22 protein-coding genes and 2 other RNA genes are annotated in these 18,392 nt (G+C 68.4%); 18 read left to right on the forward strand and 6 right to left on the reverse strand.

Going from position 1 to position 18,392, the window contains the following annotated elements; translation table 11 throughout:
* Nucleotides 1–41: 41 nt before the first annotated feature.
* Nucleotides 42–557: a GNAT family N-acetyltransferase gene (locus VPH46_RS07505; protein ID WP_416610166.1), complete on the reverse strand. Its 516-nt coding sequence runs from the start codon at nt 555–557 to the stop codon at nt 42–44.
* Nucleotides 558–728: 171 nt separating this feature from the next.
* Between VPH46_RS07505 and VPH46_RS07510 the strand changes: the two genes are divergently transcribed.
* Together VPH46_RS07510 and VPH46_RS07515 are read left to right on the forward strand one after the other, a co-directional pair.
* A complete protein-coding gene (locus VPH46_RS07510) occupies nt 729–1,100 on the forward strand; it encodes a dihydroneopterin aldolase (protein WP_125959804.1) in 372 nt (123 codons plus the stop codon).
* Nucleotides 1,097–1,885, forward strand: coding sequence for an SDR family oxidoreductase (locus tag VPH46_RS07515; protein WP_241211766.1), 789 nt, complete (start codon nt 1,097–1,099; stop codon nt 1,883–1,885). The genes VPH46_RS07510 and VPH46_RS07515 overlap by 4 nt, the downstream gene beginning before the upstream one ends.
* 21 nt (nt 1,886–1,906) lie before the next feature.
* Here the strand turns inward: VPH46_RS07515 and VPH46_RS07520 are convergent, their stop codons facing one another.
* Nucleotides 1,907–2,773: a hypothetical protein gene (locus VPH46_RS07520; RefSeq protein ID WP_416610169.1), complete on the reverse strand. Its 867-nt coding sequence runs from the start codon at nt 2,771–2,773 to the stop codon at nt 1,907–1,909.
* A gap of 226 nt (nt 2,774–2,999) precedes the next feature.
* On the opposite strand from VPH46_RS07520, the gene VPH46_RS07525 reads away from it, so the two are divergent.
* From VPH46_RS07525 to VPH46_RS07540, 4 genes are all read left to right on the forward strand, one after another.
* The gene (locus VPH46_RS07525; protein WP_125959802.1) at nt 3,000–3,683 is read left to right on the forward strand and encodes an energy transducer TonB; all 684 of its coding nucleotides are present in this window, start codon (nt 3,000–3,002) and stop codon (nt 3,681–3,683) included.
* Between the two features lie 77 nt (nt 3,684–3,760).
* Nucleotides 3,761–4,567 (forward strand): MotA/TolQ/ExbB proton channel family protein, encoded by an 807-nt coding sequence (locus tag VPH46_RS07530; protein ID WP_125959801.1) that lies wholly within the window; start codon nt 3,761–3,763, stop codon nt 4,565–4,567.
* A gap of 73 nt (nt 4,568–4,640) precedes the next feature.
* The gene (locus tag VPH46_RS07535; protein ID WP_125959800.1) at nt 4,641–5,120 is read left to right on the forward strand and encodes an ExbD/TolR family protein; all 480 of its coding nucleotides are present in this window, start codon (nt 4,641–4,643) and stop codon (nt 5,118–5,120) included.
* Nucleotides 5,121–5,148: 28 nt separating this feature from the next.
* Nucleotides 5,149–5,574, forward strand: a complete 426-nt coding sequence (locus tag VPH46_RS07540) for an ExbD/TolR family protein (protein WP_416610172.1) — start codon at nt 5,149–5,151, stop codon at nt 5,572–5,574.
* Nucleotides 5,575–6,173: 599 nt separating this feature from the next.
* Here VPH46_RS07540 and dcd read toward each other — a convergent pair.
* The gene (dcd, locus tag VPH46_RS07545) at nt 6,174–6,728 is read right to left on the reverse strand and encodes a dCTP deaminase (protein WP_416610174.1); all 555 of its coding nucleotides are present in this window, start codon (nt 6,726–6,728) and stop codon (nt 6,174–6,176) included.
* Nucleotides 6,729–6,925: 197 nt separating this feature from the next.
* Between dcd and VPH46_RS07550 the strand changes: the two genes are divergently transcribed.
* The 5 genes from VPH46_RS07550 (at nt 6,926) to VPH46_RS07570 (ending at nt 9,988) form a co-directional block, all read left to right on the forward strand.
* Nucleotides 6,926–7,375, forward strand: a complete 450-nt coding sequence (locus VPH46_RS07550) for a hypothetical protein (RefSeq protein WP_416610176.1) — start codon at nt 6,926–6,928, stop codon at nt 7,373–7,375.
* A gap of 62 nt (nt 7,376–7,437) precedes the next feature.
* Nucleotides 7,438–7,535: signal recognition particle sRNA small type (gene ffs, locus VPH46_RS07555), an RNA gene on the forward strand.
* A gap of 97 nt (nt 7,536–7,632) precedes the next feature.
* A complete protein-coding gene (locus VPH46_RS07560) occupies nt 7,633–9,309 on the forward strand; it encodes a DNA polymerase III subunit gamma/tau (RefSeq protein ID WP_416610180.1) in 1,677 nt (558 codons plus the stop codon).
* The gene (locus VPH46_RS07565) at nt 9,306–9,629 is read left to right on the forward strand and encodes a YbaB/EbfC family nucleoid-associated protein (RefSeq protein WP_416610183.1); all 324 of its coding nucleotides are present in this window, start codon (nt 9,306–9,308) and stop codon (nt 9,627–9,629) included. Before VPH46_RS07560 ends, VPH46_RS07565 begins: the two co-directional genes overlap by 4 nt.
* A gap of 86 nt (nt 9,630–9,715) precedes the next feature.
* Nucleotides 9,716–9,988 carry a hypothetical protein gene (locus tag VPH46_RS07570; RefSeq protein ID WP_416610185.1) on the forward strand — a complete coding sequence of 91 codons (273 nt, stop codon included), beginning with the start codon at nt 9,716–9,718 and terminating at the stop codon, nt 9,986–9,988.
* Nucleotides 9,989–10,008: 20 nt separating this feature from the next.
* Here VPH46_RS07570 and mtgA read toward each other — a convergent pair whose 3' ends face one another.
* From mtgA to VPH46_RS07585, 3 genes are all read right to left on the reverse strand, one after another.
* Entirely contained in the window at nt 10,009–10,713 is a 705-nt protein-coding gene (gene mtgA, locus VPH46_RS07575) for a monofunctional biosynthetic peptidoglycan transglycosylase (protein WP_416610188.1), read from the reverse strand.
* A 92-nt stretch (nt 10,714–10,805) separates the two neighbouring features.
* Complete coding sequence (gene rpoH / locus VPH46_RS07580) at nt 10,806–11,711, reverse strand: RNA polymerase sigma factor RpoH (protein WP_125959792.1); 906 nt, start codon at nt 11,709–11,711, stop codon at nt 10,806–10,808.
* 51 nt (nt 11,712–11,762) lie between these two features.
* Entirely contained in the window at nt 11,763–12,713 is a 951-nt protein-coding gene (locus VPH46_RS07585) for an RluA family pseudouridine synthase (protein WP_416610190.1), read from the reverse strand.
* A 17-nt stretch (nt 12,714–12,730) separates the two neighbouring features.
* On the opposite strand from VPH46_RS07585, the gene VPH46_RS07590 reads away from it, so the two are divergent.
* From VPH46_RS07590 to rnpB, 7 genes are all read left to right on the forward strand, one after another.
* On the forward strand, nt 12,731–13,138 hold the full coding sequence (locus VPH46_RS07590; protein WP_416610192.1) for a Mov34/MPN/PAD-1 family protein: 408 nt from the start codon (nt 12,731–12,733) through the stop codon (nt 13,136–13,138).
* 66 nt (nt 13,139–13,204) lie between these two features.
* Nucleotides 13,205–13,843: a histidine phosphotransferase family protein gene (locus VPH46_RS07595; RefSeq protein ID WP_125959789.1), complete on the forward strand. Its 639-nt coding sequence runs from the start codon at nt 13,205–13,207 to the stop codon at nt 13,841–13,843.
* A 51-nt stretch (nt 13,844–13,894) separates the two neighbouring features.
* Entirely contained in the window at nt 13,895–16,240 is a 2,346-nt protein-coding gene (locus VPH46_RS07600; protein WP_416610196.1) for a chemotaxis protein CheA, read from the forward strand.
* Entirely contained in the window at nt 16,237–16,665 is a 429-nt protein-coding gene (locus tag VPH46_RS07605; protein ID WP_416610198.1) for a chemotaxis protein CheW, read from the forward strand. The genes VPH46_RS07600 and VPH46_RS07605 overlap by 4 nt, the downstream gene beginning before the upstream one ends.
* 49 nt (nt 16,666–16,714) lie before the next feature.
* Entirely contained in the window at nt 16,715–17,080 is a 366-nt protein-coding gene (locus VPH46_RS07610; RefSeq protein ID WP_125959933.1) for a response regulator, read from the forward strand.
* A 107-nt stretch (nt 17,081–17,187) separates the two neighbouring features.
* Complete coding sequence (locus VPH46_RS07615; RefSeq protein ID WP_416610200.1) at nt 17,188–17,877, forward strand: N-acetylmuramoyl-L-alanine amidase; 690 nt, start codon at nt 17,188–17,190, stop codon at nt 17,875–17,877.
* Between the two features lie 41 nt (nt 17,878–17,918).
* Nucleotides 17,919–18,293, forward strand: an RNA gene (gene rnpB / locus VPH46_RS07620) — RNase P RNA component class A.
* Nucleotides 18,294–18,392 lie beyond the last annotated feature (99 nt).

Consider the following 18,392-nt stretch of genomic DNA (forward strand, 5'->3'; position numbering starts at 1 on the left):
CGATGGCGACCCGGGCGCGCGGGCGCAACCCCGCACAACCCTCAGTCCGGCACGACCCGGCGTGGCTGAAGCTCGCCGGCGCACTCCGGAACTCCCGTACCGCGCGCCAGCAGGCGGCGCGCTTCGAACGGCCCGGGAAGGCGCCAGCGGCTCGTGTGCGCCGCGTCGAAGCCGAAGAAGCGGCCGTAATATTCCGGATCGCCGATCAGCATCAGCGGCAGCGGATTGCGCATCGCGTCGGCGGCGTCGAGCATGTGGCCCATCAGCATGCGCCCGATGCCGCCCTGCTGCGCCGCCGGCTCCACCGCCACCGGCCCCACCATCACCATCGCCACGCGCTCGCCGTCGTCGCAGGCGAGGGCGACCGGCCAGCACTGGATGGTGCCGAGCAGCGGGCCGTCTTCTGCCACCGCTGCAAAGCTGAGCTCCGGGATCGCGCGAGTCCCGGCACGCACGCGATAGGCGGTGCGCTCATGGCGACCCGGCCCGAATGCGCGGTCGAGCAACGCTTCGACCTGGTGCGGGGCGATCTGGGCAAGCGGGACGAGGTGGATCACGGAAGCAGACGACTCCTCCCCGGCGGGACTGCCGAGGGCGCGCGCGTTTAGCCCCCGTGCGGGCGGACGCAAAGCTGAATCGCGGGCGGCGGTCGTGCTCTCCGGAAGGGCAGCTTCCCGAGGCCTCCCCATCTGCTAGGGGACGACTCGAACCATAAGGGACAGCAACCGGTGCGCGATCTTCTCCAACTCCAGGTACACGACTTCGAAGTGCAGGTTCTGACCGGCGTCTATTCCGAAGAGACGCACCTGCCGCAGCCGCTGCGCATCTCGATGACGGTCGACCTCGACTGCCCCGAACATTTCGCGCCCGACACGCCGCTGTCGGCGTCGAAGAGCTATCTCGACCTGAAGCACGCGGCGAGCGAGGCGTTGCCGCAGGGCGTACATTTCACGCTGATCGAAGGGGTTGCGGACCATATCGCACGCACCTTGTTCATCTCCGATCCGCGCGTGCAGCGGGTGGAGGTATCGATCGTGAAGCTCGCCATCGCCGAGGCGGGCGAATCGATCGGGATCCGGCTGGTCCGTCACCGCCCGTGACATCGCCTGCCGCTGCCCGCCCGCTGGCACTGGTCACCGGAAGCTACCGGCGGCTCGGCGCGCATATCGCGGCCCGGCTGGGGGAGGCGGGCTATGCGCTGGCGTTGCACGCGAGCAGCGAAGGCGAGCCGGACGCGGATCTTCTTGCCCGCCTCGAGGCTGCGGGCGCGCCCTATCAATGCTTCGCAGCGGAGCTTTCCGATCCGGAGGCGGTAGCGGGCCTGGTGCCGCGCGTGGCGGCGCATTTCGGGCAGCCGGTGACGCTTCTGGTCAACAACGCCTCCTGCTTCCGGGCCGAGGACGCAGCGGTGCCCGGCATGGATGCGCTGGTGCGGCATTTCGCGGTGAACGCCGCGGCACCGTTCGCGCTCGCAGCCGCGGTTGCGGCGCAGGCGCCCGCGGAAGGGACCTGCGTCATCAACATGCTGGACGAGCGCATCGTCCAGCCGCCTGCGGACCAGCTCGCCTACACGATTTCCAAGCAGGCGCTGGCGGAGGTCACCCGCACGCTTGCCTATGCGCTGAAGCCGGGTGTCCGCGTGAACGGCGTGGCGCCGGGACTGACGATGCCGACCGCGGATTATACGCCCGAGCAGGTGGCGCGACTCGCCGGCCTCATGCCGCTCGCGCGCTTGCCGGAACCGGACGACATCGCCGATGCGGTGCTGTTCCTAGCCGGTGCGCGGGCGACGACCGGGCAGGTGCTGTTCGTGGACGGAGGCGCCAATCTACGCCGGTTCGAGCGGGACTTCGTCCATCTCGCCCGCGACGGCGAGGGCGACTGAGGCCCTCGCCGTTGCGCAAGATCAGGCGCCGGCGCCGGACTCGGCGTGGCAGGGGCCGAGCGAGCGCAGCACGAACTGATAGTCCTCGGCGGCGATTCGCGCGCCCTGTTCGTCCTGCGTCTCCAGGGCGGAGGCGGGCAGGCTGCGCGGGAGCCCGCAGGCGAGTCGGTACCAACCCAGCGTGTCCCGCTGCGGCGGACCAGCGCCCTCATTGACGATGTCCCCGAACGACACGGCCCAGCGGGGCGGCTGATTCGGGCGGCGCAGCACCAGCAGCGACACCGGGTCGCCGGTCTCCGTCTTCAGGAAGATCTGCGTCTCTCCCTCGCCCGGCAGCGTGCCCACGACGTGGAAGGCGTTGCCGATGCCGGTGATCGCCGGGGGCGCGTTGCGATCCAGGATCTCCCGGACGACACCGCGTGCGCGCGCGTCGAGCGCCGGGCTCCAGCTCCGCTGCGCATCAAGCTGCACGAGCTGTACCTGGTCGGGCCGGCCGGCGACCGGGCGGGCGAAGATCAGCACCCGCGTCTTCTTCAGACTGGGCGCACGTCCTCGGAAATCCAGCGGAACATCAACGAGATAGCCGATTCGCGCCGGCATCGCGCCCGAGCCGCGGATCAGCGCGCCGACCTCTGCCTCGACATAGAAGCGGGCCGCATTGGCGGCGACGCCGGCGGCCTCGGCACCTTTGATGCGGGTCGCGCTGGTGATCGTCGCGTCGATGACCAGCGGCGCCGCAAGCACCAGATCGGCGACCTCCGCATAGCCGACGGCAGGCTGCTCGACGGGCGCGCTTTGCTGTGCCGCTGCCGCGGGCGAAAGGGGGGCGAAAAGCAGCAGTGCCGCCGATGCGGACGCAGGATAAAGTCGAAACATGGTTGCCAGCATCTACGCGATCTTGCAGCATCGACCTAGGCCGATTCAAGATGCGGGCGTTCGTACCGACGATTGCACTTTTGTTGCGTCTGACAAAGCGTTTGCGTCGCGGAAAGTGCCACGATAGAGAATCGGCGGTGTTCCCAGCAGCGCTACGGCGATGGTGCGGATGCAAGGTCGCGGGCTGCGAACGCGCTCCGTACCACTCGGTGTGAGGCTTAAGGAGTTTTGTTGCTGAATGGCCTATGCTGATCAAAAAGCGGGTCCTGGGCGCATCGTCGCAATCGCCGTCGTGGCGTTGCTGCACGTGCTCATTGGGTACGCATTTATATCTGGTCTCGCGTACAAGTACGTGAAGAAGCAGGTGGAGGACCTGGACACGTTCGACATCGTCGAGCCGCCGCCCCCGCCTGAGGAAGTTCCGCCGCCGCCGCCGCCGCCGCCGGATCAGCCGCCGCAGTCGCCGCCGCCGGTGGTGACGCCGCCGCCGATCGTGCGCGTGCAGACGCCGCCGCCGGTGGTCATCCAGTCGGTGACGACGCCGCCGCCGACGTACAATCCGGTTCCGGTCGCCGCGCCGCCGGCACCCCCTGCGCCGCCCGCTCCGCCGGCCCCGCCTGCGATCAGCAAGAAGGCGGGTCTGAAGGGCAATCCGGGCCAGTTCTTCGGCCGTGATGCGTATCCGCCGTCGGCGGTTCGCGAGGGGGCCGAAGGTCGCGTCAGCGCAAAGCTGACCGTGGGCACCGATGGTCGGGTGACCGATTGCGTCGTCACGTCCTCGAGCGGCAACTCCGCGCTGGACCAGACGACGTGCCGGATCTCCAAGAGCCGCGTGCGGTTCACGCCGGCACAGGACGCAGCGGGCAATCCGGTCGCCTCGACCTATCCGCTCAGCGTGACCTGGAAGCTCGAAGACCAATAATCGTACAAGGCCCGGCGCCGCGGCGCCGGGCACCTTAGAACCATTCGCGCATGCTTCTGTAAGGGATACATCTCACAATGCTCACCAACATCTTTGCTGCCGGGGCTCCCGCCGGCGCTCCGAACTTCGGCTTCTGGGAAGCTCTGCAGCAGGGCGGTGCGATCGCCTGGACCGTGCTCGCCATCCTGGTGATCATGTCGGTCGGCTCGTTCTACATCCTGTTCACCAAGCTGTTCGAGCAGCAGAAGATCATCAACCAGGCGAAGCGCGTCCGCGCGACCTTCTGGCAGTCGAACTCGCTGCGCGAAGGCGCTGCCAAGCTCGACAAGAACTCGGCCTATCGCCAGATCGTCGACGACGGTCTCGCCGCTCAGGAGCAGCACGCCAAGCTGACCGATCCGGTCGAAGCGCATGACTGGCTGCACGGCTCGCTGGCGCGTTCGGAAGCCGCGATCAACTCGAAGCTCGGTGCGGGCCTCGCGTTCCTCGCGACCGTCGGCGCGACCTCGCCGTTCGTCGGTCTGTTCGGTACCGTGGTCGGCATCTACCGCGCGCTGGTGAAGATCGGTGCCGCTGGCCAGGCCGCCATCGGCGACGTCGCCGGCCCGGTCGGTGAAGCGCTGATCATGACCGCCATCGGTCTGGTCGTCGCGGTTCCCGCCGTGCTCGCCTATAACTGGCTGCAGCGCCGCAACAAGTCGATCGCGGAAGACCTGTCGGCCTTCTCGAACGACGTGCTGGGCTTCCTGGCCTCGAACGGCGCGGTTCGCCCGACGCTCGCTTCGAAGTCGACCGTTGCTGCCAAGCCGGCCGCGACCGCTGCGAAGCCGGTGACCGGCACCACGACCGCCGGCCAGACCGGTGGCGTGCCGACCCGTCCGTAAGCGGATACCTACCTCGCCGCCGGGCTTCACGGCCCGGCGGACGACGTGACGAAAACGAGAATAGGATAGCCTTATGGCGATGAGTGTTGGCGGCGACGGCTCCGAAGAAAAGCCGCTTTCGGACATCAATACCACGCCGCTCGTGGACGTGATGCTGGTGCTTCTGATCATCTTCCTGATCGCAGTGCCGGTGGTGGTCCAGTCGGTGGAACTGCAGCTTCCGAAGGTGGAGTTCGAGCCGACGACGACCAAGCCTGAAAACGTGTCGCTCTCCGTACGCGGCTCCGGCAACAGCTGTGAGGTGTATTGGAACCTCACGCCGGTCAGCAGCGGCGAACTTCGCGAGCGCGCGGTCAAGAAGCTCGAGGACGAGGTCGCACGTCAGGGCGGCCCGAACGCTCCGGGCGTCGAGCTTCCCGAGGTCCACATCCGCGGCGACGTGAACACCCCGTACCGCTGCATCGGCGGCACCATCTACACGATGCAGTCGGCTGGCTTCGCCAAGGTCGGCTTCATCTCGGAGCCCGAGCCGGGCGGCACGCCCCGTCTCTGATGCCGGCGTTTTCGAGGAGTAGTCTCACATGGCAATGAGTGGCGGCCGCGATGACGGCGAGCCGATGATGGAAATGAACACGACGCCGTTGATCGACGTCCTGCTCGTGCTCCTCATCATGTTCATCATCACCATCCCGATCCAGACGCATGCGGTGAAGGTGGATCTGCCCCAGCCGGATCCGAACAACCAGAACGTGGTGGATTCGGAAAAGAACAAGATCGCGATCTCGGCGGACGGTATCGTCACCTGGAACGGTGCGACGGTCGACGAGGTGACGCTGCGTCAGTATCTCGACCAGACCGCGGCGATGTCGCCGGAGCCGGAACTCCACTTCCAGCCCGACGCGAACGCCCGCTACGAGGTCGTGGACGGCATCTTGTCGATCATCAAGCGGTCGAACGTGACCAAACTTGGGTTCGTCGGCAACGAGCAGTATCGCAACGACTTCTGATCCGGTTCGCCGGACCAGCAAGCGATCGAAAAGCGCCCGCGCGGACCTCCGCGCGGGCGTTTTGCTGTCTGGGCGCTGCTGGAAAGGCGGAGCCGGTTCCGTTTCGGAAAGGGGGCGGGCGGCGTTGATCGCGGGGCGCGGAACCGCGCCTGAAGGACGCAGCGGCGCCCTACGGAACTCGGGCCTTCCTGGGGACGGGCCACGGCCTCTCTGCTGCGCCAGCCGGTCCTGAGCGTGGCCTGACCGCCAGCGAGGCGCCGGCACGACGGGGGGCCCTCTACCGAGCGTTCTTTCACGATCCGGACCTGACCCGGCCAAGCTCCGAGCCGTCGCCCATGCGCGTCGAGGTGGCCACCAGGGACCAGCATCAGTCAGCAGGCTACGCGGTCGCGGGGATGGGCAGAGAAGTGACTTCCATGACGCCGCAGTCCGGCACAGCATGGGCATCCAACGGGGTGCGAGGGGTTCGCTGGCTCGGCCGTCCTGCGCTTCACTGCCGGTCGGCCGTCCATGGAGCGGGAACTTCCGCTCGAAGCCGGTCCGGTGCCGGAACAGGGCCGGCTAACCGGCCTAAGCGGGAAGCGTGAGGGACTGCGTTCTTACAGCCGGGGCAGCGTGACCCCGCGCTGACCCATATATTTGCCCGCACGATCGGCGTAGCTGGTCTCGCAGGGCTCGTCGCCCTTCAGGAACAGGAACTGGCAGGCACCCTCGTTGGCGTAGATCTTGGCCGGGAGGGGGGTCGTGTTGGAGAATTCCAGCGTGACATGACCCTCCCACTCGGGTTCGAGCGGGGTCACGTTCACGATGATGCCGCAGCGCGCATAGGTGGACTTGCCCAGGCAGATCACCAGCACGTCGCGGGGCACGCGGAAATATTCGACGGTGCGGGCCAGCGCGAAGCTGTTGGGCGGGATGATGCACACGTCGGTCTGCCGGTCGACGAAGCTGTTGGACGCGAAATCCTTGGGGTCCACCGTCGCCGAATCGACGTTGGTGAAGATCTTGAACTCGTCCGCCACACGCGCGTCATAGCCATAGGAGGACAGGCCGTAGCTGATGCAGCCCTCGCGGCGCTGGGCCTCGACGAACGGCTCGATCATGCGGTGCTCGACCGCCTGCTCCCGGATCCAGCGGTCGGAAAGAATCGCCATGGTGTCCCCCTGCTTTGGCGGGGAGCCTTTGCCCGCTTTGGCTTCGTCGGCAACCCCACATTGCCAGCCGAGCCAGCGGGCACGCCTGACGCGCCGCGCTGCCCTTAGCCAGGCTGGTTGCGCAGATCAGCGGGAAGTGAGACAAAATGCACGGGTTCCTCGGAGCTTCGTCGCCATTGTGCACGAGGGGAGCGAGCATGCTGCAGCGGTTGCAGGATCATCACGGCTGGATGCTGGCGCTGCTCAAAGAGGGCGAGCCGCCTCTCCACGATCCGGAGTTGCGTCCGTCCGCGGCCTTCCTGGCGACGCGCCGGAACGCGATGGGGCGGCTGTTGACCTCCTATCATCAGTTCGTCCACCGCGAGATCTTCGATCCGGTCATCGCGTGCGGCAATGCCCGGGACGCGGCGCTTGCCCGGGCGATGAAGATCGATTGCATCGAGCTGACCGAGAGCTTCCGCGCATTCCAGCGGCATTGGATTGCGGAAGATGCCGTGGAACGCTGGGAGGAATACCACCCCGCGGCCGTCCGGATGGTGGAGCGGCTGCAGCGCCACATCGCCGATGTCGCTGCGATGGCGCAGGAGGTGTCGCTTCCGCCGCCTCCCGCGCCGGTGGCCGGAACGGACCCGCCGCGGGGCGTCTGAGCACCGCCACCCGCAGGAGTGACGCCGGGCTTGCCATGCGGTCGCCCCTTGTCCATATGGCGCGCGGGAGTCGGGCGGACGGTGCCGTCGCCAACCCGGTCAGGTCCGGAAGGAAGCAGCCGCAACGATTCCGTACCGGGTCGTTCCGGCTCCCACCTCAACCCATCGCTGGTTCCTCGCTCGCAAGCCTTGCGAGCCGCCTCTTTGCAGCCCGCGGCTTCGACAGCCGCTGCGCGAGCCGCTAAGGATCGGCCGACATGTCCGATTCCTTCCTAGACCTGGGCGAGACGCCGCAGCCCGCCGCCAAGGCGGACGCCTATCGCGTGCTGGCACGCAAATACCGGCCCCAGACCTTTTCGCAGCTGATCGGCCAGGATGCGATGGTCACCACGCTGGGGAACGCGATCAAGCGCGACCGGCTGGCGCATGCCTTTCTGCTCACCGGGGTGCGCGGCGTCGGCAAGACCTCCACCGCGCGCCTGATCGCCAAGGCGCTCAACTGCATCGGCCCGGACGGGCAGGGCGGCCCCACCATCGACCCGTGTGGGGTGTGCGAGCCGTGCCGGGCGATCGCCGAGGGGCGCCACATCGACGTGATCGAGATGGACGCCGCCAGCCACACCGGCATCGACGACATCCGCGAGATCATCGAGGCGTCGCGCTACGCGGCGGTGTCGGCGCGCTACAAGATCTACATCATCGATGAAGTCCACATGCTGTCTAAGGCGGCCTTCAACGGGCTGCTCAAGACGCTGGAGGAGCCGCCGGGCCATGTGAAGTTCCTGTTCGCCACGACCGAGGTGAACAAGGTGCCGGTGACGGTGCTGTCGCGCTGCCAGCGGTTCGACCTGCGCCGCATCCCGGCAGAACTGCTCGCCGAGCATTTCGCGCATGTGGTGGCGGCCGAAGGCTTCGAGGCCGAGCCCGAGGCGCTGGCGCTGATCGCGCGTGCGGCCGAAGGATCGGCCCGCGACGGCCTATCGATCCTCGACCAGGCGATCGCCCATGCCGGCATGGAAGGCGAGGGCGTGCGCGCCGATGCCGTCCGGGCGATGCTGGGCCTGTCCGATCGGGGGGCGATTCGCGAACTCTTCCGGCTGTTGCTGGCGGGGGGGGCGGCGCCCGCGCTCGCGGCGCTGCGGGGCCAGTACGACCTGGGCGTCGATCCGCAGGCGGTGCTGCGCACGTTGCTGGAGACGGTACACGGCGTGACGCTGGCCAAGGTCGGGGCGGCGCCGCCGGCCGGGCAATCGACCGAGGAGCGCGAGGCGCTTGCCCACTGGGCCGAGTCGCTGTCCTTCCCCATGCTCCATCGGCTGTGGCAGCTGCTGCTGAAAGGGCATGACGAGGTCGCGCGCGCGGCGCTGCCGATCGAGGCCTGCGAGATGGCGCTGCTGCGCGTGATCCATGCGTCGAGCCTGCCCGACCCGGGCGAGCTTGCCCGTGCGCTCGCGGAAGGGCGCGGACCAGCGCTCCCCGCCGGGGTTCCGCTCCAAGGCACCAGCGCACCCGCGCCTGCCCCGGTCGCAGTCGCCGAGCCGGAGCCGGCACCGCCGGCGCTGCCCGACAGCGTGGAGGCGATCGCCGATCTGCTGGAGAAGCACGGCCGCCACACCCTGCAGGTGCAGGTCCGCAACCATGTCCGCCCGATCCGCCTGGAGCCGCCGGAGCTCGAAATGTCCGGCGCACGGCCGTTGCCGACGGACTTTACCCGCGACCTGGGCCTGGCGCTTCGCGAGATCACCGGCCAGACGTGGAGCATCCTGATCGGCGAGGGGGCGGGGAACCCGACGCTGCGCGAAACGCTGGCGGCAAAGGCCGAGGCGGAGCGCGCGGAGATACTGGCGTCGCCCCTGGTGGTGGCGGCCATGGCAGCCTTTCCGGGCGCCGAACTCGATCACTGGAAACGCAAGGACGGGAGCATCGCTCGATGAAGGACCTCAACGACATCATGGCCATGGCGCAGAATGTGCAGGCCGAGCTGGAAAAGGCGCAGGCCAGCCTCGACACGATCGAGGTCGAGGGCCAGTCCGGCGGCGGGCTGGTGAAGATCCGCGCCTCGGCAAAGGGCCGGATCATCGGCGTGGACCTCGACGATTCGCTGCTGCAACCCAGTGAAAAGCAGATGCTGGAAGACCTGATCGCCGCTGCCCTGAACGACGCACGCGCCAAGGCGGACGCCGCCAGCCAGGGCGAGATGGCCAAGCTCACGAGCGGCATGCCGCTGCCCCCGGGCTTCAAGCTGCCGTTCTGATCGGGCAGGTCGCCGCGGGACGGCTTGGGAACTTTCGTTTCGAAGGCGGAGTTAATCCGCATTCGAAACGGAAGGGAGTGAATGCCATGTCTGACGATCGCATCGATACGACGACGACCACCACGGGCGCTGCGCCCCACACCACGGTCGTGGAACGCCGCAGCGGCGGCGGCGGCACTGCGCTTCTCGCCATCGTGCTGCTGATCGCGGTGCTGATCGGCGGATATTTCCTGTTGCGCGCCAGCAACAACGACACGATCCAGACCGAGGCGGTCGCGGGCGCGGCCAAGAGCGTCGGCGATGCGGCCGACAAGGCCGGCAGCGCGGTGAGCGACGCCGCGGACGGCGAGGCCAAGTAAGTTCGGACGGGCGCCTGACCTCAGCGAAGGCAGGCGTCCAGTTCCTGGCGGCGCACCACGCCTACGCGCGCGGCGATGGTGTTGCCGTGCCGACGCGTGAAGCCGTGCGGCGCAATCGCCGCCCGCTTCTTGGGCAGCGGCAGCACCGCCGCGATCCGTGCCGCCTCCGACGGCGAAAGCGTGTCGGCGCCGTGCTTGAAGTAGCGGCGCGCACCCGCCTCGACACCATAGGTGCCGATGCCGGTTTCGGCGACGTTGAGGTACACCTCCATGATCCGCCGCTTGCCCCAGATGTTCTCGATCAGCAGCGTGAACCACGCTTCCATCGCCTTGCGGACATAACCGCCGCCCTGCCACAGGAAGACGTTCTTCGCCGTCTGCTGGCTGATCGTGGAGCCGCCGCGGATGCGCCCGCCGCGCGCGTTGCGCTTGGCCGCGTCGGCAATGGCGTCGAAGTCGAAGCCGCTGTGCGAGCAGAAGCCGGAATCCTCGCCGGCGATGACCGCGCGCGGCATGTCCGGATCGATGCGGGAAAGCGAGCGCCAGGACTTGGTGACGCCATGCCCGGTGAAGACATCGCCCAGCATCGTCCAGGTGATGGGGACGGGCACGAAGCGGTAGACCACCGTCATGGCCACGGAGAGGGCAACGAAGCCCAGCGCGAGCTTGACGAGCCACCCGAGCAGGCGGCGGACGGGCGATCGGGTTCGGACTGCGGCGACCATGGCCGACCGCTATAGCGAAGCGTGACGGATTGGAACCGCCCGTACGACCCTAGGGGCGGGTCGGGACGCACCCGATGGCGCGTCCCGAAAGTTCAGGCGGTGGCGAGCAGGCGCTTGTCGCCGGCCAGGCGCATCATCGCCTTTTGCAGCTTCTCGAACGCGCGCACCTCGATCTGGCGGACGCGCTCGCGGCTGACGCCATAGACCTGGGAGAGTTCCTCCAGCGTCTTGGGGTCGTCCGTCAGGCGCCGCTCGGTCAGGATGTGCTTCTCGCGGTCGTTGAGGTCGTCCATCGCCTCGACCAGCATGCCGTGGCGGACATCGGCTTCCTGCGCATCGGCGACGCGCTCGTCCTGCAGCGGGCCTTCATCGGCCAGCCAATCCTGCCACTGGCTCTCGCCGTCCTCGCGCATGGGGACGTTGAGCGACGTGTCGCCGCCCATCGCCATGCGGCGGTTCATGGAGGTGACCTCTTCCTCCGTCACGCCCAGATCGGTCGCGATTTTGGCGAGATGCTCGGGGCTGAGGTCGCCATCCTCGAACGCGTCGAGCTTGGACTTCATGCGCCGCAGGTTGAAGAACAGCTTCTTCTGCGCCGCGGTGGTGCCCATCTTCACAAGGCTCCACGAGCGCAGGATGAACTCCTGGATCGAGGCGCGAATCCACCACATCGCATAGGTCGCGAGGCGGAAGCCCCGGTCCGGCTCGAACTTCTTCACGCCCTGCATCAGGCCGATGTTGCCCTCCGAGATCAGCTCGGACACGGGCAGGCCATAGCCGCGATAGCCCATCGCGATCTTGGCCACGAGCCGCAGGTGGCTGGTCACCAGCTGCGCCGCAGCCTCGGTGTCGCCATGCTCCTGGAACCGCTTGGCAAGCATATATTCCTGCTCGGGCGCCAGGATCGGAAACTTCCGGATCTCCGACAGGTAGCGGTTGAGGCTCGCTTCGCCGCCCAATGCGGGAATCGTCGCGGGGACGTTGCTGCCGCTAGCCATGATCGCTTCTCCCTTATTTGCGCAGGCTTTCCTCGAAAAGCGCGCGCCAGCTTATACGTGAAGATGGTGCAACAGTTCCTGCATGTCTGCCGGAACTTCGCTTTGGAACGCTAAAGCGTGCCTTAGTACAGGGTGGATGAACCCTAGATGTGCCGCGTGCAGTGCCTGACGCCGGAAACCCAGGGTTTCCAGGGCTTCGCGGTGCTGCGGACGCGCCCGGCCGTACACCGGATCGCCGACCAGGGGGTGGCCGATGGAGGCCATGTGGACGCGCACCTGGTGGGTGCGCCCCGTCTCCAGCCGGCACTCCACCAGCGCCGCCTCGCGCAGGGGACGCACCAGCGACCAATGCGTCACCGCACGCTTGCCGCCCTGGACGATGGCGATCTTCTTGCGATTGGTGGACGAGCGCGCGAGCGGCGCGTCGATGGTGCCGCTGCCGGTCTTCGGGCGCCCGGACACGATCGCCTGGTAGCGACGATCGATCGAGTGCGCCTTGAACTGGCGTGCGAGCCCCTCGTGCGCCTGGTCGTGCTTGGCCGCGACGAGCAGCCCAGAGGTATCCTTGTCGATGCGGTGGACGATGCCGGGCCGCGCGACGCCGCCGATGCCGGACAGCTGCCCGGCGCAATGGTGGAGCAGCGCGTTGACCAGCGTCCCGTCGGGATTGCCGGCCGCCGGATGGACGACCAGGCCCGCAGGCTTGTCGACCACGATCAGATGCTCGTCCTCGAACACGACGGTGAGCGCGATGTCCTGCGCCTCGTTGTCCGCGGGCTCGGGGGCGGGGACGTGGATGTCGAACCGGTCGCCGGCGCGCGCCTTGCGGGAGGGATCGGAAGCGGCGGTGCCGTCGCTCGCCAGCACCTTGCCCGACGTCATCAGCGCCTTCAGCCGCTCACGCGACAGGTCCGGCAGCGCGTGCGCGAGTGCACGGTCCAGACGCCACCCGTCGGCTGCCTCGGCGACCTGCGCCGCAATGATGGAATCCCCCCGGATCATGTTCTAGCTAGATGGGAATGACGCTGGAGATTGCAACCGGGATCGCGCAGGCGATCCGCGATGCCGCGGCGGCTTCGCCCGACCGGGAGGTGTGCGGACTGCTCCTGGGCGAACCCGGCCGGGTCACGGCCCTGATGCCCACCGCCAATGTCGCTGCGGACCCGACGACCACCTTCGAGATCGATCCGTCCGCGCTGCTCACGGCCCACCGCGCCGCGCGCGGAGGCGGGCCTGCGGTGCTGGGCCACTATCACTCGCATCCAAGGGGGCCGGTGCGTCCTTCCAGCGCCGATGCGGCCGCGTCGCACGCCGACGGCGCCTTGTGGATCATCGCCAATGCCGAGACGCTCGGCTGCTGGCGCGCGGTGGCGGAAGGACCCGTCGCCGGGCGGTTCGTCCCGGTCTCGCTACGCTTTGTCGGCTGAGGTTGCGGAGACCGTCCGGCAGCGTCAGAAGGTGCGCCGAACACCCATTTCGATCGGATTTCCGCCATGCAGATCAGCGCCACCGACTTTGCGAGCCTCTTGTGCTCCCGGCTGTGCCACGATCTTCTCAGCCCGGTCGGCGCGCTCAACAACGGGTTGGAGCTGCTGGCCGACGAGCAGGACCCGGCGATGCGGGCGCGCTGCCTGGAACTGCTGGCAGAGAGTGCGCGCGCTTCCGCCAACAAGCTGAAGTTCTTCCGCCTGGCCTTTGGCGCTGCCGGCGGCTTCGGCGACGTGGTCGACACGCGTGAGGCGCGCGCCGCGATCGAGGGGCTGTTTTCGGAGAACCACCGGGTGAAGCTCGGGTGGATGGTCGCCGAGCCGACCCTTCCCAAGCCCGCGATCAAGGCGCTGCTGAACCTGGCGCTGATCGGCGGCGACGCGCTGGTCCGCGGCGGCCAGCTCGACATCGGCGCCGAGACGAACGCGGGTGGCGTCGAGATCGTCGTGCGTGCGGACGGGCCGCGGATCGTGCTGGACCCCGAACTGCGCGACGCGCTGTCGGGGGAGGGGGACCTGTTGGCGCCGCGCGCGGCGGCGGCTTTCCTGGCCCACGCGCTGGTGAAGCAGAGCGGCGGCACACTTCAGGTCTCGCCTCCGGAGGCGGACGTGCTGCTGTTCGGCGCCTCCTTCCCGCGGAGCTAACCCCCTCTTAACCCGGGGGCAGGCATGTCTATCCGGGGAAACAGGGACCTTATGGACGATCTTCTCCGGGAGTTCATCGCAGAGACGCGCGAGACGCTGGAGGCGTTGTCCGGCGAAATCGTGGCTTGGGAGGCATCGCCGGGCGACCGCGCACGGCTCGATGCCATTTTTCGCTTCGTCCACACCGTCAAGGGGAGCTGCGGCTTCCTGGGGCTGCCGCGGCTTCTGCGGCTGAGCCACGCTGCCGAGGACGTGCTGGCGGACGTGCGGGCGGGTACGCGCACGCCGGATCGTGCACTGGTCAACGCCGTGCTGGCGGTGGTCGACCGCATCGGGGCGCTCGTCGAGGCGCTCGATGGGGGCGCTGCTGTGCCGGAAGACGACGAAGCGGGGCTGATCGCCGCGCTGGGGCCAGGTGCCCCCGACGTCGTGCCGCTTCCTGCGGCCGTGCCGCGCACCGGCGGCCGCAGCGTGCGGCTGGGCGTGGGCCTGCTCGACCGGATGATGGCCGGCATGTCCGACATGGTGCTCGCCCGCAACGAACTGGCACGCCTGCTGCGGCGGGGAAGCGTCGATCCTGGCGTCGAGGCGGCGCTGGCGCGGCTGTCGCTTTCCATCGCCGAGATGCGGGATGCGGTGACGCGCACCCGCATGCAGAAGATCGAGACGCTGTTCGCGGCGGTTCCCCGCCTGGTCCGCGATACCGCGGCAGAGCTCGGCAAGACGGTGTCGCTGAAGCTGGAGGGAAGCGACATCGAGATCGATCGCGACATGGTCGAGGTCATGCGCGATCCGCTGGTGCACATGGTCCGCAACGCGATCGACCACGGCATCGAAAGCGCAGCAGAGCGGCAGGCCGCCGGCAAGCCCGAGGCGGGGCAGTTGACCATCGCCGCACGCCAAGCCGGCAACCAGATCGTGCTGGAGGTCATCGACGACGGACGCGGGATCGACGTCGACCGCCTGGTAGAAAAGCTCGTCGCCTCCGGCAGCCGCCGCGAAGCGGAGCTGCGGGCGCTCGATCCGGCCGCAGGTGCCGAACTGATCTTCGAGCCCGGCCTGTCGGTGCGCGACGCGGCGACGCCGATCTCCGGGCGGGGCGTCGGCATGGACGTGGTACGGTCGGCAGTCGAGCAGATCGGCGGCCGGATCGAACTTGAGAACCGGCCGGGCGAGGGGCTGCGGATCCAGATCCAGGCGCCGTTGATGCTGTCGATCATTCCCGCCGTCCTGGTGGCGGTCGGCGAGCAGCGCTTCGCCCTTCCGCGCCAAGTCGTGGAGGAGATCGTTGCCGGTCCGCGCGCGCGTATCCGGGAGGAGGACGGGACCGAGCTTGTGGAGGTGCGAACGCGCCGGATACCGGTGGTGGACCTGGCCACGCTGCTGGAGCTGGCCGCCCCGCGTCCGGAGCCGCAGACGCTGATCGTGGTCAACGCGCCGAATGGCTGCTTTGCCCTTGCCGTCGACGCGGTGCTCGATCACCAGGAACTGGTCGTGAAGCCGGCGTCCCCGCCGGTGATGGCCACGGGCATCTACGCCGGAACGACGTTGCCGGACAGCGGCAAGCCGATGCTGTTGCTCGATTGCGCGGGGATCGCCAGCGCAGCCGGCGTCCGGTTTCCCCCGCCGCCGAGCCAAGGCCTGGAAGACAAGCCTCCCGAGGAAGCGGCAGCGAACGGGGATGGTCCGCCAGGGCTGGTGTTCGTCGATCTCGACGGCGCTCGCCGGGTGGTGCCGCTCGCGGCGGTGGACCGGATCCAGCTGGCCCGATCCGAAGCCGCCCACGTCGCGGACGGGCGCCTGCGGCTCTTGCTGGACGGAAAGTGGCTGGCGGCCGAGGCAGTGGCCCCGGTCGACGATGGTGCCGAGATGACCGTGCTGCGCCTCAGCAACGGCCGTCAGGAACTCGCCTATGCCGCGCGGCACGCCACGGATCTCGTGTACCTGCCCGAGGTGGTGGAAGCCGCAGGCACGGCAGGGCGGATTGCGGGCACGGTGGTGCTCGACAAGCAGCGCATCGAGCTGATCGACGTCGACTGGTTGCTTGCGCAGCTGGAACCCGCCACGCCATCCGGGCTGGCCGGCGGGCCGCTCTGCCTGCTCGCCGCACCGGCCTATGGTCCGCTGGTGGCTTTCATCGGGCCGCTGCTGGAACAGCACGGCTATCGCGTCGCACTCGGTCGCGCATCGTGGGAGCCGCCCGCCGTCGTGCTGATGACCGAAGCGGCTGCGCGCGCGACCCTGGTTTCCGAGCGCCCGGGCGGCCCCCCGGTCATCCGCCTGCGCAACCTGCCCGATCCGGCAGGACCCGGCGATACCAGCATCTACCGCTATGATTCGGACGCGCTGCTCGCGGCGGTCGCAAGCTGCACCCGAACTGCGGGCGCGCTGCAATGAAGGGGCTCTACCTGGTTGCGCGGATCGCCGACCAGGCGGTCGCCATCGCCTCCGACCGGCCCGGCAACGCCGTCGAGCTCAAGGAGATTACCCCGGTCCCACGGGCGCCCCGCGCGGTGCTGGGCCTGGCGGCGCTGCGCAGCTGGGTGGTGACGGTAATCGACACGCCGCGTGCGATCGGCCTCGCCCGCAGCAGCATGGCCTCGAACCAGGCGGTGATGGCGACGGTCGAGGGGCATGATTATGCCTTGCTGGTCGATGCTCTGCACGATGCGGTCGCGCTCCGGCCCGAAATGCTCGACGGGGGCGGAGACCTGCCGGCGGCCTGGCGCCGGGTGGTGCGGGCAGCCGCCATGCGCGCCGGGGAGCGCATCCTGGTGCTCGATCCCGACGCACTTCTGGACTCAATTGTTCAGCCTGCGTGAACCCTCGCAAGATCGAGCCGGGCATGCGATCAGGGTTCAGGGGGAAATGATGAAAAGCTGTCTGGTCGTTGACGATTCGAAGGTCATCCGCAAGGTCGCACGCCACATCCTGGAAGCGCTCCGGTTCGAAGTCCGCGAAGCGGGCGATGGGCGTGAGGCACTCGCCAGCTGCATCGCGACGCCTCCCGATGCCATCCTGCTCGATTGGAACATGCCGGTGATGAGCGGCATGGATTTCCTGCGCGCGTTGAAGGACGCCGGGCTGCCGCAGCGGCCCAAGGTGGTGTTCTGCACCACCGAGGGCGACATGGCGCACATCCGCGCCGCGATCGAGGCAGGCGCCGACGAATATGTGATGAAGCCGTTCGACCGCGAGACCCTGGAGAGCAAGTTCCAGATCATCGGACTCGCCTGATCGCCCGGTCGCCACGCTCCGGCGGCCGCGCGCAGCGCCGCCGGACCTCCGGCTTGCCTTTGCCCGGCGGGCGACGCATCGCTTCGGCGTAGCTTGGGAACGGGTGCATGCAGTTTATCGACAGGCCTTCGCCGAACTTCGACGATCGTTCACTGCCGGTCACCATGGTGGTGCTGCACTATACCGGCATGCAGGACGCTGCCTCCGCCATCGCCCGGCTGGCCGATCCCGAGGCGAAGGTGTCGTGCCACTATCTCGTCGCGGAGGACGGTACCGTAGTCCGCATGGTCGACGAGGCAAGGCGCGCCTGGCACGCCGGCCGCTCGCACTGGCGGGGGCTGACCGACATCAATTCCGCCTCCGTCGGCATCGAGATCGTCAATCCGGGCCATGAATGGGGCTATGTCCCGTTTCCCGACGAGCAGATCGACGCGGTGATCCGGTTGGTCGCCGACATCAAGCAGCGCTACGCCATCACCCGCGGGAACGTGGTCGGCCATTCGGACATCGCACCGGCGCGCAAGCAGGACCCCGGCGAGCTCTTTCCATGGGGCAAGCTCGCACGGCTGCGGCTGGCCCTGCCACGGCCCACCCAGAACCTGATGGACCCGCACTGGAGCGACGCCGGCTTCCTGCTCGCGCTCGAACGGTTCGGCTACGACGTCGAGGATCCGGTCGCGGCGGTGACCGCTTTCCAGCGCCGCTTCCGGCCGGAGATGGTGGACGGGATCATCGACGGCGAGTGCCGCTCGCTGCTGCTGGCCCTCTTGCTGCCCAAGCCCCAGGGCAACGACTGAGCGGCTTTCCCCGGCGGCCAAGCTGCGCTAGGCGGGCCCGGTCAGAGGGTCGGGCGGCCGCGGCCCCGTTTGCAAGAACGGGGGCGAGGAAAGTCCGGGCTCCACGGAAACGACGGTGCCGGGTAACGCCCGGCGGGGGCGACCCCAGGGAAAGTGCCACAGAGAGCAGACGGCGACGGCTTCGGCCACGTCACGGTGAAAGGGTGCGGTAAAAGCGCACCGCGGGCCTGGTAACAGGAACGGCATGGCAAACCCCACCGGGAGCAAGACCGAATAGGGACGGCACATGGGCCTCGTTCCGGCCCGTCGTCCGGGTTGGTTGCTGGAGGCGGCGCGCGAGCGTCGTCCTAGAGGAATGGTCGCCTATCCCGCCTCGCGCGGGTGGACAGAACCCGGCTTACAGACCCTCTGACGCGTTCCCGCCCAGCGCTGGATCCTTGCCGTGACGGTGCGCGAAGGCGGCACCTGATCGGTGGAGATGGGTTGCGCCGGTCCGCCACGATACCTAGGGACGA

It is taken from the genome of Sphingomonas sp. MJ1 (PH-R8) (genome assembly GCF_048058635.1).
Taxonomy (GTDB): Bacteria; Pseudomonadota; Alphaproteobacteria; order Sphingomonadales; family Sphingomonadaceae; genus Sphingomonas.

Bases quoted from the DNA above. Each gene is read 5' to 3' on its own strand.
- VPH46_RS07520 (WP_416610169.1), bottom strand. From the start codon at position 2,773: ATGCTGGCAACCATGTTTCGACTTTATCCTGCGTCCGCATCGGCGGCA.
- VPH46_RS07525 (WP_125959802.1), top strand. From the start codon at position 3,000: ATGGCCTATGCTGATCAAAAAGCGGGTCCTGGGCGCATCGTCGCAATC.
- VPH46_RS07530 (WP_125959801.1), top strand. From the start codon at position 3,761: ATGCTCACCAACATCTTTGCTGCCGGGGCTCCCGCCGGCGCTCCGAAC.
- VPH46_RS07535 (WP_125959800.1), top strand. From the start codon at position 4,641: ATGGCGATGAGTGTTGGCGGCGACGGCTCCGAAGAAAAGCCGCTTTCG.
- VPH46_RS07540 (WP_416610172.1), top strand. From the start codon at position 5,149: ATGGCAATGAGTGGCGGCCGCGATGACGGCGAGCCGATGATGGAAATG.
- dcd (WP_416610174.1), bottom strand. From the start codon at position 6,728: ATGGCGATTCTTTCCGACCGCTGGATCCGGGAGCAGGCGGTCGAGCAC.
- VPH46_RS07550 (WP_416610176.1), top strand. From the start codon at position 6,926: ATGCTGCAGCGGTTGCAGGATCATCACGGCTGGATGCTGGCGCTGCTC.
- VPH46_RS07560 (WP_416610180.1), top strand. From the start codon at position 7,633: ATGTCCGATTCCTTCCTAGACCTGGGCGAGACGCCGCAGCCCGCCGCC.
- VPH46_RS07565 (WP_416610183.1), top strand. From the start codon at position 9,306: ATGAAGGACCTCAACGACATCATGGCCATGGCGCAGAATGTGCAGGCC.
- VPH46_RS07570 (WP_416610185.1), top strand. From the start codon at position 9,716: ATGTCTGACGATCGCATCGATACGACGACGACCACCACGGGCGCTGCG.
- mtgA (WP_416610188.1), bottom strand. From the start codon at position 10,713: ATGGTCGCCGCAGTCCGAACCCGATCGCCCGTCCGCCGCCTGCTCGGG.
- rpoH (WP_125959792.1), bottom strand. From the start codon at position 11,711: ATGGCTAGCGGCAGCAACGTCCCCGCGACGATTCCCGCATTGGGCGGC.
- VPH46_RS07585 (WP_416610190.1), bottom strand. From the start codon at position 12,713: ATGATCCGGGGGGATTCCATCATTGCGGCGCAGGTCGCCGAGGCAGCC.
- VPH46_RS07590 (WP_416610192.1), top strand. From the start codon at position 12,731: ATGACGCTGGAGATTGCAACCGGGATCGCGCAGGCGATCCGCGATGCC.
- VPH46_RS07595 (WP_125959789.1), top strand. From the start codon at position 13,205: ATGCAGATCAGCGCCACCGACTTTGCGAGCCTCTTGTGCTCCCGGCTG.
- VPH46_RS07600 (WP_416610196.1), top strand. From the start codon at position 13,895: ATGGACGATCTTCTCCGGGAGTTCATCGCAGAGACGCGCGAGACGCTG.
- VPH46_RS07605 (WP_416610198.1), top strand. From the start codon at position 16,237: ATGAAGGGGCTCTACCTGGTTGCGCGGATCGCCGACCAGGCGGTCGCC.
- VPH46_RS07610 (WP_125959933.1), top strand. From the start codon at position 16,715: ATGAAAAGCTGTCTGGTCGTTGACGATTCGAAGGTCATCCGCAAGGTC.
- VPH46_RS07615 (WP_416610200.1), top strand. From the start codon at position 17,188: ATGCAGTTTATCGACAGGCCTTCGCCGAACTTCGACGATCGTTCACTG.